The sequence below is a fragment of the Cytobacillus firmus genome (assembly GCF_023612095.1).
In the GTDB taxonomy this organism is placed as follows: Bacteria; Bacillota; Bacilli; order Bacillales; family Cytobacillaceae; genus Cytobacillus.
The window spans coordinates 2583181-2598560 of the sequence record NZ_CP086235.1 but is presented as its reverse complement, the minus strand read 5'-3'; the positions used below and the strand labels follow the sequence as shown (position 1 = coordinate 2598560).

The following is a 15380-nucleotide window of genomic DNA, read 5'->3' as shown; positions in this document are numbered from 1 at the left end:
CATCCCGGCCTTATTTTTCTGCCTCAGCTTTAATGTGGCTAAAAGATCTTACAGAAAATAAACCCTTATCAGTTAATTTGAGTTCAGGGATAACCGGAAGCGCTAAAAATGAGAGCGTCAAAAACGGGTTGAATTCCATGCTGCATCCGATTGTCATAAGTGCATGATTCAATTGGGATAAACGTGAATGGATAAATGAAGAATCCCGATCAGTCATGAGTCCTGCAATAGGCAGAGGCAGTTCGGCAAGAATCTTCCCATCCTGGACTACAGCAAGGCCGCCTTTCATGGCTGCGGTCTGCTTAATGGCAGCCAGCAAATCCTCATCTGATGTGCCTGCTGCGACAATGTTATGAGAATCGTGGGCAACTGTTGAAGCAATCGCGCCTCTTGTGATCCCTAATCCCTTCACAATGCCAAGTCCCAGGCTGCCTGTGCAATTGTGCCGCTCAACAACCGCCAGCTTTAAGAGATCTCTATGAGGATTTGGCTGGAAATATCCATCCATTACATCTGCCTTTTCCACCAGATGCCTGGTCACAATGCTGTTCGGTATAATGCCAATGATATTGCAGTCACCATTCCCAATCGGAATGCTTAAATTATCATAGCTCATGCTGCTGATTTTGACACTGTTCAAGATGGGTGCTGCAGGTGCAATGCTGTTGGGAACAGAATTCTTCATGAACCCGTTTTCTGCAGCAAGTATTCCGCTCTTTATTACTTTCTCCACCTTGACACTTCTTAGATCACTAAGAAAAACCAGGTCGGCTTCATAACCGGGAGCAATAGCCCCTTTATTTTTCAGGCCGAAACATTCTGCTGCATTCAGAGTAGCGATCTGTATGGCAAGGAGAGGGTCAATCCCTTCGCTAATGGCCATTCTGACATTATGATCAATGCTGCCTTCATTGATCAAATCATCCAGATGCTTATCATCCGTAACAAATAAACAGCGCCGTGCGTTTTGTTCGCTGACAGATTTGAGAAGGGACAATAAATCTCTCGCCGCAGACCCCTCCCGCAGCATTACATACATCCCTTTGCGCATCCGGTCCAGTGCTTCTTCTGGATTGATGCATTCATGGTCTGTTCTTATGCCGGCTGCCATGTAAATATTGATTTCATCCGCATTAAGTCCTGCTGCATGCCCATCAATGCATTTTCCTTTACTATAGGCTGCTTCCAGTTTTTTCAGCATTCCCTCATCATTGTTCATAACAGCGGGATAATCCATAACTTCACCGAGCCCCAGCACTCTTGGGTGACTGTAATATTTTTCGAGATCCGTATAACTGAGGGAAGCGCCGGCATTTTCAAATGGAGTTGCAGGCACGCAGGATGGAAGCATAAAAAATACATCGAGCGGGATATCTTCTGAAGATTCAAGCATGAAGTCAATGCCGTCAGTACCGCTGACATTGGCTATTTCATGAGGGTCTGCAATCACTGTCGTTACTCCATGTGGGAGGACAACATTACTGAACTCAGCAGGAGTAACCATCGCCGACTCTATATGAACATGCCCATCAACAAAGCCGGGAGCGATAAAGCTGCCCCCAGCATCAATAATTTCTTTGCCTTCATAGCTTCCTAAGCCAGCTATGAATCCATCTGCAACTGCTATGTCTTCCTCGATGATTTCACGTGTAAATACGTTTATTACCTTTCCGTTTTTAATAACCAGATCGGCAAGAGTTCTTTTAGCCGCCACATCAATTCTTTTTCGTAACATTTCAATGGTAAGCTTCATATGGACTCCCCACTTTGTAGAAAATATCAGTCATCAGATTAATGACCGCCCATAATGAAATTAATAATAAAGGCAACGCTTACAAAATACATGATCCAGTGGATTTGCTGATGCTTGCCAGTAAGAAGCTTGAGCAGTGTGTAAGAGATAAAGCCGAATGCCAGTCCCTGGGCGATGCTGAACGTTAAAGGCATGAGAACAATCGTTAAAAAGACAGGAATCACATCAGTAAAATCATCAAAGCTTATATGTTTAATTTCACTAAGCATTAAGGCTCCAACTAGAATGAGAATAGGTGCAGTTGCGACAGACGGTATGAAATAGATGAGCGGAGCAAAAATGAGCGACAGGAAAAACAGTACAGCTACAGTTAAAGAAGTTAAGCCGGTGCGTCCGCCTTCCGAGATCCCTGTGGCGTTTTCGACGTAAGCGTTTAAGGCAGTGCTTCCGAAGGCTGCACTTGCCATCGTTCCAACTGCATCTGCCTGAAGAGCACGATCCAGGTTTTCAATTTTTCCATTTTCATCTGTGAGGCCGGCTTTTCTTGATAATCCGATGAGGGTAGCTAAATTGTCAAATAATTCTACTATCGTAAAGGAGAAAATGACTGAGATGATGCCATATTTTACTGCTCCCATAATATCCATAGCTAAAAACGTCTCAGACATGCTAGGGAGATTGAGGGACACGATGTCACCTACTGCTTTTGGGTAGGCAATAAAACCAACAATCATGGCTGCTGCACTTGTACCTAATATACTAATAAGCAGGGCGCCTTTTACTTTCTTTGCCATCAGGAGGGCGGCAATAATTAATCCGAATAGGGCAAGAAGCGGACCCTTGGCGGTGATACTTCCCAATCCGACAAACGTAGCGTCATTTGCGACTACAAGCTCTGCATTTTTTAACCCGATGAAAGCAATAAATAAACCAATCCCTACACCTATAGCTGACTTTAAGACATCCGGGACACCATCTACGATCTTCTGCCGGACTCCGGTAACTGTCAAAATTAAAAACACAATCCCCGATATAAATACAGCACCAAGTGCTGTTTGCCAGGAAAGACCCTGACCAAGAACAACTGTATACGCAAAAAATGCATTCAGCCCCATGCCCGGGGCTACTGCTACAGGGAAATTTGCCCACAGTGCCATTAGAAGGGTACAGAAGACACTTGCGTAAATCGTTGCAGCCAATGCGGCTTCTTTTGGTATTCCTGCGTCAGCTAAGATAATCGGGTTGACAAAGATGATATAGCTCATTGTCATAAAAGACGTAATGCCAGCCAGTATTTCTGTCTTTACATTTGTGTTCCGTGCGGAAAGCTTAAAGAGCCGTTCTAAGAGGTTCGCATTAGAGGCAGGCGGGAGGCCCGACCCAAGATCCTTTTCAATCATCGACATGAAAGGTCACTCCTTATTCATGGTTAATGTTCATCCAGAGACACGAACTGACTAGAACATGGAACAGGCGGGAGATCTATTTTCCTGGTTAGATGGGTTCAATAAAAACATCCATAATTCCACCGCATATTCCGCCATCTTCATAAAACAGCCCTTTTGTTAAATCTACGCGCTTTTGACTTGGGGTATTTGTTTGTATGACCTGGAAAGCCTTTTCAATTACTTCTGCTTCACCACAGCCTCCGCCAATTGTTCCTTCTATTCTTCCGCAGGGGAACACAATCATCCGGCTTCCAGTTTTTCTCGGGGTAGAGCCCTTCGTGCGGATAATTGTGGCGAGTGCTGCTTTCTCACCTCCTTTCCTGATATCGAGGGCCCGCTTTATAAGCTGCATTTGGTCCATTTGCCAGCCCCCTCATGGAAACCCATTTTTGCAAATCTTTTAATTTGCGAACTTAAGGAATCTCCTGATTTTTGATTTTTCACTTTCAGAATTTCTGCCATGATGCTGACAGCAATTTCTGCAGGAGTTTCAGCACCAATATCAAGACCCACAGGGGTGTATAGATTTTCAAAGCTTTCATCCCGAAACCCTCCTGAAGTTCTTCGAATACACCCGAAATACGTCTTCTGCTGCCGATCATTCCAATATATCCTGCCTGACATTCCCTTTTTAAAAGTTCATTCAAACTGAGAACATCATACTTATGTCCCCTTGTAAGAAGGAGAATATACGATTTTTCTGAAATGTCGACATGCCTGAAATATTCCAGATAGGATTGGCAAACCACTTCATCCGCATTTGGAAAGCGTTCTCTGTTTGCATACTCTTTCCGATCGTCTATTACTGTCACGAAAAATCCGAGCATACGTCCCATTTCTGCCACGGGTTCACACACATGGCCGGCACCGGCGACTATCAAATGGAGAGGAGAAGGGAAGTACTCTGCAAAACATTCAACTAAACGTTCTTTCCACATAAATCTCACAGTGCCGGACCGTTTTTTGGTGACCAATTTATTGCAATGTACCGCTAATAAATCCCTCACATCAAGCGGCAGAAGGGAGGCTTCAGTGCAGAAATCTCCGCCTGGCCATAATAAAGCTTTGGCTCCAATGAGTCTTTCATCAGGATAATTTGTTATGGTCAGCAGAAATGTGTCTTTCCGGTTTTTGATTGACTGTTCTAATCTGGAAAATAAATGGCTGCTCATCAATAGGATCACCTTGTGGATTGGACTTTTTGTTTTTTGAGATCTTTTAAGGCATTAAACACTCTTTCGGGAGTAGCGGGCAGATGGCGGATTCTGGCTCCTGTTGCATCATATATGGCTGACATAATAGCAGCAATAATCGGAATCATCACCACTTCTCCAATTCCCTTCGCCCCAAAGGGTCCTGATTGTTCGGGCTCTTCTACCGGAAAGGTCTCAATCAAAGGAGTCTCGCGAATAGTAGGGATGATATAATCAGTGAAATTCCGCGTTTTATGATACCCATTCTCGATCAGTATATCTTCATACAGGGTATACCCGATGCCCATTACGGCTCCGCCTTCAGTCTGGCCCTCCAGCCCTTGCGGATTAATGACCTTGCCCGCATCCGGGATGGACACAACCCGCAAAACTTCCGTTTCACCTGTTAAAGTATCAACTTCCACCATCACCACATGTGTCAAATATCCGTATAAATGGTGGGGAGCACCGCCTGAACCTTTGATTTCTTCTTTTTCTTTCGGCAGGTAGAAGTGTCCTTCTACTCTAGTTGCCTGATGATGGTCATAAAGGTATTTATAGATAGACTTATAAGGGATGTTCTCTCCATGGGCTGAAATATGGTTCGGTCTTAAGTCAATTTGAGATGAATCTAAATTCAGCATTTCAGCTGCAGTTTGAATAAGAAGCTCAGTCATCCTGGGTGCTGCTGCCGCGACAGCTCTTCCTCCGGTATAGGTGGAGCGGGATGCAGTTACAGTACCGCTATCAAGTGTTCTATGTGTATCACCTTGAACGATGCTGATATTGCTGATATCACAGTTCAGCATTTCAGCGGCTATCTGGGCATAGGCGGTGCTGTTGCCTCCGCCAATCTCCTCGCATCCCACACCAACAAGGAATGTTCCATCCGGAAGAAGTTCAATAGAGGCGGCTCCATAGTCGGGAAGACCAATGCCCATTCCGATGCCATGAAAGGATGTTGCCACGGAAACTCCCCGTTTTTTCCATGGCTCACTTACTTCGGATTTGTATTTTTCCCGGTTCTTCCACAGGTCGCAATTCTCTGCTGTTTCCAGGGTTTTATAGGTTCCGACACTGGATTTGACAATATGGCCGACACTGGAAACTTCACCTTGGTGATAGACATTTTTTTTGCGCAATTCAATAGGGTCTATTCCAAGCTTTTCTGCAATCATGTCCATATGTGTTTCAATTCCCATGCATACCTGATTGACACCAAAGCCTCTGAAGGCACCGGCAATGCCATTATTGGTATACACACAGAATCCTTCGAGATCCACATTCGGAATTTTATAAGGGCCGCATGAATGTTCGATCGCAAGGGCAATGACTGCTCCTCCAAGTGATGCATAAGCACCAGTATCTCCTATGGCTTTCACCTGATTGGCAAGGAGTGTCCCGTCTTTTTTGGCAGCGGTCTTCATCTGGACTTTAAAAGGATGCCTTTTTATGCCCGCGATGACAGACTCTTCCCGGCTTAAATGGATTTTTACAGGCCGGCCCTTCGTATGGAGCGCAAGGAGAGCAAGATATATTTGAACCGTGATTTCATCCTTCCCGCCGAAGGCACCGCCAATTGGGCTCGAAATGACTCTTATTCTTTCAGGGTTATAAGCCAGGGACCTCGCAATCTGCATTCGATCGCGGTATGCATATTGTCCAGGACAGCGAATCGTGAGGAACCCTTCGTCATCCATAACACCCCAGCCGCCTTCTGTTTCGATAAAAGCATGCATTTGCCGGGGAGAGTAGAAGGTATTCTCTAAAATGATGTCAGCTTCCTCGAAGGCTTTCTCCATGTTTCCATTATTAATTTTGACATGACTGTGCAGATTGCCATCAGGATGAAGCTTTGGAGCAGAATCTGTCAGGGCATATTCAGCATCTGCAACAACTTCGAGGGGCTCATAGTCCACTTTAATTAAACTCAGTGCCTGCTCGGCGATTTCCAGTGTTTCTGCAGCTACCAGGGCTACAGCGTCACCTGTGCACCGGACAACATCAGAACACAGAACAGGCTGGTCGGGAACAACAATCCCAAATCCATTAAAGCCGGGAATATCTTTATGGGTTAGTACACATATAACTCCAGGCAGATTTTTTGCTGCTTCAATATCAATGGAATTAATTTTTGCGTGCGGATATTCAGACCGCAGCACTTTGCCCCAAACCATATTGTCAAAATGGTAATCCGTCATATATTTTAATTCTCCGGTTACTTTTTCCGGGCCATCAATTCTTTTCACCCTTTTTCCAACCCATTTGGTGTTCAATGGTTATTCCACCTCCTGATTAAACGGTATAATCCTCTTTCCAATAAAGCACTCGCCATATCCCTTCTATATGTAGCAGTTGCTCTTCCATCTGTGATGGGCATGACCTCTTTCCAGGCAATTTTGGCGATATTCCGGATTAATTCATCATCAAGCTGTCCGAGGGGAAGCATAGATTCACACTTGCGTGCCCGGATAATAGTTGGTGCCACAGATCCGAAGGCGATTTTTCCTTCCCTGCATTTCAGGTCCTCGTCCATTGTGAGTGAAATAGCAACATTCACAATGGAAATAGATTGTGCCTTGCGGGGGCCAAGCTTCTGGAAAATGCCTATTTCATTTGGTTTTTGCGGTTTTATTAGAATTTTTGTGATCATTTCATTTTCTTTTAAAACTGTCCTGCCGGGACCAAGGATAAACTCTTCGATTGGAATGATTCGTTTATTCGACAGCGAGGTGAGCTCAAGTCTTGCTCCAAGAACATATAAAGCCGGAAGGGTATCGCCTGCAGGAGAGGCAGTGCCAATATTGCCGCCGATTGTTCCCATATTCTGCATTTGAGTGGCCCCGACTTCACGCGCTGCATCCACGAGAACATCCGCTTTTCTTTGCAGAAGCGGAGAATGAATAATATCTGTATGTGTAGTCAATGGGCCAATATGGATACAATCATCACTTTCCTCGATATACCGCAGTTCATTTAAGTTTTTTATATTGATCCAAACCTCCGGCCGCCATTTGCCTTCCTTCATCCGGACTGCAGCATCTGTACCGCCGGCTATCAATCTATGGATTCTGCCCTCCTTTGATAGCAGCATCAGACATTCGGATAGAGAGGAAGGGGTAATCATGTCAATCTCTGAAACAAGCATCGACTTACCTCCTGGTATATTTTTTAAGAGCATTTTTATAATCTTCCTGATGGTTCAGGTTAAGATGAATTTGCTCATTTTCCACTGGCACCTCTAGAAGAAATTTTTCATGCTGCTGGATAATATGTCTCAAGCCCATTTTCTCTTCCTTAATCGATAAAAGCTCGTGTCTCAATCTGGCGGAAAAGAGGATAGGGTGGCCTCTTTTGCCTTGGTGGCTGGGGACTGCAATCATACAGCCGCTTTTTGTAAGGTTCACGGCGAGATTATCAACGATGACAGAATGTAGCGGCTGGTCCACGGATGTTATCAGAATCGTTTCTGATAACATGTCTGCAGCTTTCACCCCTGCAATGATGGACGAGCATTTACCATCTTGAAAATGTTCATTTATTATCATTTTTGCAGAATGATTCTTTCCGAGTGGAAGGAATTTTTCAGCTTCACATCCCAATACGACGACAAGATCAGTGAACACCGATTTACTGAGGGTGTTTAGCTGATGCTCGAATAATGTCGTTTCATTCCATGGCAGCAGTCCTTTTAGAGTACCCATTCTGCAGGACTTGCCCGCAGCAAGCAAAATAGCTGTATGTGTCATGGATTATCCGATTGTTTCCGGCTCAGATCTTTTTTTGGAAGCAGCTGTCTGAACGGCCTTGATAATTTTGGTATAGCCTGTACAGCGGCATAGATTGCCTCCCAATGCGGTTTTAATTTCCCCAACGGATGGAACATGGTCAATTCCATCCAGGAAAGCTTTTGCAGATACGATGATTCCCGGAGTACAGTACCCGCATTGTGTTGCTCCTTCGGCAATAAATGATTCCTGAATCACATCCAGATTGGGTGATAATCCGACTCCTTCACAAGTAGTGATCACCTGGTTTTCCGCCTGGCCAGCGAGGATAAGACAGGAACATACAACCTCATTATTGATTAGAACAGAGCATGATCCGCATTCTCCCTTTCCGCAGCATTCCTTGCTGGCAGTCAGACCCAGATCTTCCCTCAAAACATCAAGGAGCGGTTTCGCAGGCGGGCAAAGGACCGTACATTTCTTTCCATTCACAATAAATTGAATACTTTTCAAATCTTCGCCTCCTTAAAGATTTTGAAACTATAATGACAATGAAAAAATAGTGATAGCAGTTTGTAGGGATATTAGCCTGGCGAGTAAGCAGAGGTATTTAAATTATGATATTGTGCATCTTCTTCTAAATAGACTAATAAACACAAAAAAATTCCTGCACAAAAGGTTTCTGTATGTAGTTCACAGAAAATATACCTTTCGTAGATAGGAATTCCGGTTCCCAGTAGAAACCCTCAAACCGATTATTGAGGTTATACGAAAAATTCTATTTAATTTTTCATGGTGCTGAAGGGAGGTTTTATTGGGACAATTATAGAAATAGAGGGGGAGTTGATTTGTAGTGTAATAGCTAAGTCAATATTTTGTCAAGTAAGAATTTTCTGAAAAAAGATATTGACTTATAAAATTGCCTTGTTTAATATAGTGATTACAGGAGGATTACATGACTGTACTAACTTCAAAATTATCTCAGACAATCAAAAAAGATCTCGCTTTTCTTTATAATCGTGTCAACCAGGAGATCTATGGAACAGGCGTAAAAAAACAACGTATTGAAACTTTTGATGATAGAGTCATCATCTTTGCCCAGCATAAGCGTGTTCAGGCACTGCAGATGCTGAGCCGGAACTTCCAACACCTGACTATTTCGGTTGATTCAGCATTGATTGTTGAATTTAAATCGCATTTAAAAGGATTGATTGAAAATGCTCTTCATTTGAAAGTCAAAACGATTTTAAAAGATTATGATCCTGTTACTGAAGAAGCATGCACTATTATTTATTTTGAAGAATAGTAGTTTTACATTATGTTGGGAGAGCTGTGCATGACGCAGTTTTCTTAAACCTGAATATAGGAGCGGTTCCTTTGTCTTTTGTTTAACGGAAGCTGGATGAGACCGCAGTAATAGAACATCTATGGTTTACTTTGATGTTTTCTATTGCTGCGGTTTTTTTTATACAAATATTTCTTTTGGGAGGTGATGCCGTTTTTAAAAAAGCTGGAGCAGGCTATGGCATAACAAAGAATTAAACCTGGGGGAAAATCTTTGGAAAAGCTAAATCCTTGGAAGGTAGGGACTTTGGGATTTCAGCATGTGCTAGCCATGTATGCAGGTGCTGTTATTGTACCGCTGATTGTGGGACCGGCAATTGGGCTTAATGCCCAGCAGCTTGCTTACTTAATATCGATTGATTTGTTTACCTGCGGGATTGCTACATTGCTTCAAGTTATAGGGGGGAAGCATTTTGGCATTAGGCTGCCTGTCATTCTGGGATGTACTTTTACAGCAGTCGGCCCGATGATTGCCATCGGGAATTTGCAGGGCATTACTGCCATTTACGGAGCAATTATTGCTTCAGGTATTATCGTCATGATCCTATCACAATTTATGAGTAAAATTATGAGGTTTTTCCCGCCGATCGTTACCGGTTCAGTCGTCGCTATTATCGGGGTATCACTAATTCCTGTCGCCATGAATAATGCTGCAGGCGGGCTGGGATCACCTGATTATGGAAGTTCGGAGAATCTATTCCTGGCTGCATTTACACTGGTGCTGATTATTTTAATGAACAGGTTTTTTAAAGGCTACATGAAAGCGATCTCTGTCCTGCTGTCATTGGTGGCCGGGACAATAGCAGCTTATTTTATGGGGCTCGTCAGCTTTGCCGAAGTCAGCCAGGCTTCCTGGTTTCATGTTGTTCAGCCGTTTTATTTCGGATTTCCTACATTCAATGCCTCAGCCATCCTTACGATGACTTTAGTAGCGATTGTAAGCATGATTGAATCTACTGGGGTATTTCTCGCTCTCGGAGATGTCTGTGAGAGAAAGCTGGACTCTAAAGACATAAAAAAGGGGCTGCGTGCAGAAGGACTGGCTGTTGTTATAGGGGGCATTTTTAACGCGTTTCCTTATACATCCTTTTCGCAGAATGTGGGACTGGTAGCATTGACTAAAGTAAAAACGAGAAATGTTGTTATCGCAGCTGGGGTCATATTAATGACTTTAGGCCTTTTGCCTAAAGTGGCTGCTCTGACTACGATTATTCCTATGGCTGTTCTTGGTGGAGCCATGATTCCAATGTTTGGGATGGTTATCTCATCAGGAATCAGAATGCTTTCTGCAGTGGATTTCAGCAAAAATGAAAATCTGCTGATTGTTGCCTGTTCAATAGGAATCGGACTTGGTTCAGCAGTTGTACCGCAGATTTTTGAGAGTCTGCCTACAAGTGCACGACTGCTGGTTGAAAATGGAATTGTATTGGGAAGCATCACAGCAATTTTATTAAATTTGGTATTTAATTATAAAGATTTAAATATAAGTGAAACTGAAAGAATCGAACAGCTGAAAGGAGATCACTCAGCTGAAATGATTTAATAGCAGCTGCTGTAACCATCTGCCTCAATTATTGAGGCAGAAATCAAATTAATAGATAGGGGCAGAAGAAATGGATTTAATTCTGAAAAATGCAAATATTCCGCAGGGAGATCGTCAGGTTTTAACGAATATACTAGTAAACGAGGGAAAGATTGTCGGCTACACAAATGACATTTCGTTTCTGAATGCATCTAAGGTCATTGATATTCAAGGGAAATTAGTCGTTCCAGGCTGTATTGATCCACATACTCATTTTATGGATCCCGGGTTTACTCACAGAGAAACATTTGCTACCGGCAGCCGTTCTGCAGCAGCCGGAGGCTTAACGACCATTATCGATATGCCTTGCTGCAGCAAGCCGTCTGTTCGCGATGGGGATAGCTTCAATAAAAAAATCGGACCAATCAGAGATCAGGCTTATATTGATTACTGCTTCTGGGGCGGCATGACTGGTGAAGATGCGCGTGAAGGCTGGATTGATAATATTTACCCTCAGATAGACCAGGGAGTTGTTGCATTTAAAGTTTATATGACTCCTTCTGTGCCTACCTTCCCTAAAGTATCTGACGCAGAAATGCTGGAGATATTCAAAAACGTGGCAAAAACCGGTCTTCCGATTGGTGTTCATGCTGAAAACTATGATATCTGCACATTCAATTCGAAGAAACTTGAAAAAGAAGGCCGCCTTGACGGACCGGCATGGGCTGAAGCGCGTTCAAGCCTCGCTGAGAAAGTGGCCATTGAACTGATTCTCAGCTTCGCGGAAGCTACAGACGCACGTGTACATGTAGTACATATGAGCACAAAGGAAGGCGTCGAGCTGGTTAAGGCTGCTAAGAAGCGTGGTGTCAAGGTTACAGCTGAAACCTGCCCTCACTATCTTGTCCTTAATGCTAAGGATTCCATGTCAGAGCGGGGCTCCTATGCAAAGATTGCTCCTCCGCTGCGTGGAAAAGAGGATAACGAATCCCACTGGCAGGCACTGGCTGATGGAACAATCGACTTTGTCGGAACTGACCATGCCCCATATGAAATTGCCACCGAAAAGGATTATCCAGGTGCAACGATCTGGAACACCTTCCCTGGCATCCCTGGGGTAGAAACGATGGTGCCGATCCTTGTCAGTGAGGGCTTAAATAAAGGCCGCTTATCACTATCCAGATTTGTAGAAGTAACGAGCCGAAATGCCGCCATCCATTATGGCATTTACCCTAAGAAAGGCTCAATGGAAATTGGCAGTGATGCAGATTTCACGGTTATCGATCTTGAAAAAGAATATGTAATTGATGAGCAGAAAACAGAATCAATGGCTAAATACAACCCGCTCCATGGCATGAAACTAAAAGGTAAGCCAGTCCAGACCATTATCCGCGGAAACGTGGTCTTTGAAGAAGACAAAGGGATTGTCGGAGAAGCGGGATATGGTGAGTATGTTCCGCGCCAAAGCATCCAGAGGCTTGAGAGAACATTTAAGTATGAAAAATATGAAGCGGTAAATGTGAAAACTAAAGATCCTGTAGCACAGCAATAACTATTTATATCGAGGGAGGCAGAACGGAGTGGAACTTAGGGGAAAAAAACACTGTGTAGTCATTATTGATATGTTAAACGACTTTATCGGCGAAAAAGCAGCATTAAGGTGTGAAAATGGAGAAAAAATTGTTCCTAAAATTCAAGAACTTATTGAATTTGCTCATGATCACAATATACAGGTTGTTCATGTTCAGGAGGCTCACAGAAAGAATGACCGTGATTTCCGTGTAAGACCTGTCCATGCCATAAAGGGAACCTGGGGTTCGGAATTCATTCCAGAACTTCAGCCGGATGAGAGCAAAGGAGATTATGTGGTCCAAAAGAGGCGGCATAGTGCATTCAGCTATACCGATTTTGATCTCTTCCTCAGAGAAGAAGAAATTGATACGGTCGTCCTTACTGGAGTCTGGACCAATGTATGTGTACGCAGTACCGCCTCTGATGCCTTGTATCATGGCTATAATGTGATTTGCGTATCAGATGCCACTGCTTCACAGGATGATGATATGCACGTATCAGGCCTAAGAGACATTGACATTTTCGGAGATATATTATCTACAGAAGAATACAAAGAACTGGCTAAAAAGAAATTCTCCCAAGACGAATCAGTTGTCTAACTCTTCATCAGTTCCAAGGAAAAAACGTATTTTAGTGGGCATAACCGGGGCAAGCGGATCATTGTATGCATATACACTGATCCGCGCTCTTCATCAATTAGAGATCGAAACGCATTTAATTGCTACGGAGATGGGAGAAAAAGTCATGCAATTTGAATGCGGGGTCAAGATGGACGAGCTGAAGGAGTATGCCGCTATCCACAGCAACCGGAATCTTTTCGCTGCAGTTGCCAGCGGTTCCTTTAAAACAGATGGAATGGTGATTGTGCCATGTTCGATGAATACATTGGGTGCGATTGCGAACGGGGTCGGCGATACACTTCTAAGCAGGGCTGCCAGTGTGGTTTTAAAAGAGAATAGAAAATTTATTATTGTTCCGAGAGAAGCTCCTTTTAATTTGATTCATCTGCGCAATATGACTCTTCTTGCTGAGAGCGGTGCATGCATTATGCCTGCATCACCAGGCTTTTACCATAAGCCGACCGAAATTTGGGAGTTGGCCAACTTTATGGTGGCGAGGATATTGGACATGCTGGATATTGACCATGAGCTCTTGGAGAGATGGGGGAAAAGGCATGAACCCTGTAACAATGAGGGGTTTGCTTGATAGATGGGAAAGCAGGGGGCTTCTTCATCGGGTGAAAAAAGAAGTGGACCCTCTCTATGAACTGGGAGCAGTGATTAATACGAAAAATGGAACACAGCCTTTTTTATTTGATAGAATCAAAGGCTATCAATCTTCCATGGCTGCCGGTTTGGGAGGGGACAGAGATCTGACGGCAGACAGCATGGGAATCACCTCATCTGAACTTATTCCTAAAATCATCGAATCCATTGTTAATCCTATTCCAACAACTTTAAGGCAAACTGGTCCTGTTCAGGAGAATCTTGTGACCGGAGAATTCGATCTGGCAGATTTGTTTCCTATCCCAACCTATCATGCAGATGACTCAGGTGCTTATTATGTAGCAGGAATTCTGGTAGTTAAAGACTTGTCCGGCAAAAAGAGGTATACGTCGATTCGCAGGATGCAATACCTTGGCGGTAATCGAACAAATATTCTTATAACCTCTCCGGAACTGATGGAGCAATATGCCCATTATGAAAGCATCGGCGAACCGATGGAAGTGGCTGTTATGTTTGGTGTTGTTCCAGCTGTTGTCCTAAGTTCACAGATCAGTACGCATTTGTACCATACCGACAAATTGGATGTAGCAGGTGCATTGCTTGGCCAGTCTCTTGATGTTGTTCAGTGCAAAACAGTGGATTTGGAAGTACTGGCTGAAGCGGAAATCGTTCTGGAAGGCAAAATGCTGCCATTTGAAAGAGAACTGGAAGGGCCGTTTGGCGAACTGGCCGGTTATTATGGCACCAGAACGCCACAGCCGATAGTAGAATTTTCAGCCGTTACTTACCGGAATAACGCTATCTCACAGACTATTTTTCCATCAAGCTATGAAGAAAGGCTGCCAATGGCGCTTGTCAGGGAAGCCACCCTTTTTAGCACCGTCAGGCAGGTTGTTCCAAATATCAAAGCTGTACATATTCCGATGGGCGGTGTCGCCCGCTATCATGCAGTCATACAAATTGAAAAGAAACATGATGGTGACGGAAAACAGGCGGCACTTGCAGCTTTTGCAAGTGATAAGGATTTAAAGCATGTGGTTGTTGTGAATGATGACGTCGATATCTTTGATTCGGATGATGTTGAGTGGGCTATAGCGACAAGAGTGCAGGCGGGGGATGATATTTTCATCGTACAGGGTGCGAAGGGATCACCGCTCGAGTCTTCCCATCATTTAAAAGGAGTCAGTGATAAGATGGGCATCGATGCAACCTATCCGCTTGGAAAAGAAGAGTTATTTAAAAGAACTTCAATCCCCATTGAAGTGAATCTTGAAGACTATCTTTAAGCTTTTGCAGTAGAGGAGGTCAAAAATGAAGGCAATTGGCTTAATAGAAACAAGAGGCTTGACAGCAGCTATTGCAGCGCTGGACTCAATGGCAAAAGCAGCAAATGTCAGCTTAGTTGATTTAAAGAGAGTCGGATCCGGACTTATCACCGTCATTATTGAAGGGGATGTGGCGGCGGTCACAGCTGCTGTTGAGGTTGGGAAGACTGCTCATACTGTGGCTGGAGGAGAACTGGTTTCGGCTAATGTGATACCCCGCCCTCATTCAGAACTTCGCAAAATTCTATAAGAAGATGTTCCATAAGTGG

At 43.8% G+C, this 15380-nt stretch carries 14 protein-coding genes, 1 pseudogene and 1 riboswitch; of the genes and pseudogenes, 7 read left to right on the top strand and 8 right to left on the bottom strand.

Features of this window, described 5'->3' with window-relative positions:
* Positions 1-10: 10 nt before the first annotated feature.
* The 8 genes and pseudogenes from ade to LLY41_RS13145 all read right to left on the bottom strand — a co-directional run bounded on the left by ade (position 11) and on the right by LLY41_RS13145 (position 8635).
* Complete coding sequence (ade, locus tag LLY41_RS13180) at positions 11-1753, bottom strand: adenine deaminase (RefSeq protein ID WP_095242667.1); 1743 nt, start codon at positions 1751-1753, stop codon at positions 11-13.
* 38 nt (positions 1754-1791) lie between these two features.
* The gene (locus tag LLY41_RS13175) at positions 1792-3159 is read right to left on the bottom strand and encodes an NCS2 family permease (protein WP_095242668.1); all 1368 of its coding nucleotides are present in this window, start codon (positions 3157-3159) and stop codon (positions 1792-1794) included.
* Between the two features lie 88 nt (positions 3160-3247).
* Positions 3248-3562, bottom strand: a complete 315-nt coding sequence (locus LLY41_RS13170; protein ID WP_095242669.1) for an XdhC family protein — start codon at positions 3560-3562, stop codon at positions 3248-3250.
* A pseudogene (locus tag LLY41_RS13165) lies at positions 3541-4028 on the bottom strand (XdhC family protein). Before LLY41_RS13165 ends, LLY41_RS13170 begins: the two are co-directional and overlap by 22 nt.
* Before the next feature lie 353 nt (positions 4029-4381).
* Positions 4382-6670: a xanthine dehydrogenase family protein molybdopterin-binding subunit gene (locus LLY41_RS13160; protein ID WP_304585578.1), complete on the bottom strand. Its 2289-nt coding sequence runs from the start codon at positions 6668-6670 to the stop codon at positions 4382-4384.
* Positions 6667-7542: an FAD binding domain-containing protein gene (locus tag LLY41_RS13155; RefSeq protein WP_304585577.1), complete on the bottom strand. Its 876-nt coding sequence runs from the start codon at positions 7540-7542 to the stop codon at positions 6667-6669. Before LLY41_RS13155 ends, LLY41_RS13160 begins: the two co-directional genes overlap by 4 nt.
* Positions 7543-7546: 4 nt before the next feature.
* Positions 7547-8143 carry a nucleotidyltransferase family protein gene (locus tag LLY41_RS13150; protein WP_304585576.1) on the bottom strand — a complete coding sequence of 199 codons (597 nt, stop codon included), beginning with the start codon at positions 8141-8143 and terminating at the stop codon, positions 7547-7549.
* A 3-nt stretch (positions 8144-8146) separates the two neighbouring features.
* Positions 8147-8635, bottom strand: a complete 489-nt coding sequence (locus LLY41_RS13145; protein ID WP_304585575.1) for a (2Fe-2S)-binding protein — start codon at positions 8633-8635, stop codon at positions 8147-8149.
* 181 nt (positions 8636-8816) lie between these two features.
* A riboswitch (purine riboswitch) is annotated at positions 8817-8914 on the bottom strand.
* 163 nt (positions 8915-9077) lie between these two features.
* On the opposite strand from LLY41_RS13145, the gene LLY41_RS13140 reads away from it, so the two are divergent.
* The 7 genes from LLY41_RS13140 (at position 9078) to LLY41_RS13110 (ending at position 15361) form a co-directional block, all read left to right on the top strand.
* Complete coding sequence (locus tag LLY41_RS13140; RefSeq protein ID WP_095242675.1) at positions 9078-9428, top strand: Na-translocating system protein MpsC family protein; 351 nt, start codon at positions 9078-9080, stop codon at positions 9426-9428.
* A gap of 252 nt (positions 9429-9680) precedes the next feature.
* Positions 9681-11009: a nucleobase:cation symporter-2 family protein gene (locus LLY41_RS13135; protein ID WP_095242676.1), complete on the top strand. Its 1329-nt coding sequence runs from the start codon at positions 9681-9683 to the stop codon at positions 11007-11009.
* Between the two features lie 70 nt (positions 11010-11079).
* Positions 11080-12540, top strand: a complete 1461-nt coding sequence (gene allB, locus LLY41_RS13130; RefSeq protein WP_304585574.1) for an allantoinase AllB — start codon at positions 11080-11082, stop codon at positions 12538-12540.
* Between the two features lie 28 nt (positions 12541-12568).
* Positions 12569-13159 carry a cysteine hydrolase family protein gene (locus LLY41_RS13125; RefSeq protein ID WP_076256384.1) on the top strand — a complete coding sequence of 197 codons (591 nt, stop codon included), beginning with the start codon at positions 12569-12571 and terminating at the stop codon, positions 13157-13159.
* A complete protein-coding gene (locus LLY41_RS13120; protein ID WP_370460084.1) occupies positions 13152-13766 on the top strand; it encodes a UbiX family flavin prenyltransferase in 615 nt (204 codons plus the stop codon). The genes LLY41_RS13125 and LLY41_RS13120 overlap by 8 nt, the downstream gene beginning before the upstream one ends.
* Positions 13735-15072 carry a UbiD family decarboxylase gene (locus tag LLY41_RS13115; RefSeq protein ID WP_095242680.1) on the top strand — a complete coding sequence of 446 codons (1338 nt, stop codon included), beginning with the start codon at positions 13735-13737 and terminating at the stop codon, positions 15070-15072. The genes LLY41_RS13120 and LLY41_RS13115 overlap by 32 nt, the downstream gene beginning before the upstream one ends.
* Positions 15073-15097: 25 nt before the next feature.
* Positions 15098-15361: a BMC domain-containing protein gene (locus LLY41_RS13110; RefSeq protein WP_095242681.1), complete on the top strand. Its 264-nt coding sequence runs from the start codon at positions 15098-15100 to the stop codon at positions 15359-15361.
* Positions 15362-15380 lie beyond the last annotated feature (19 nt).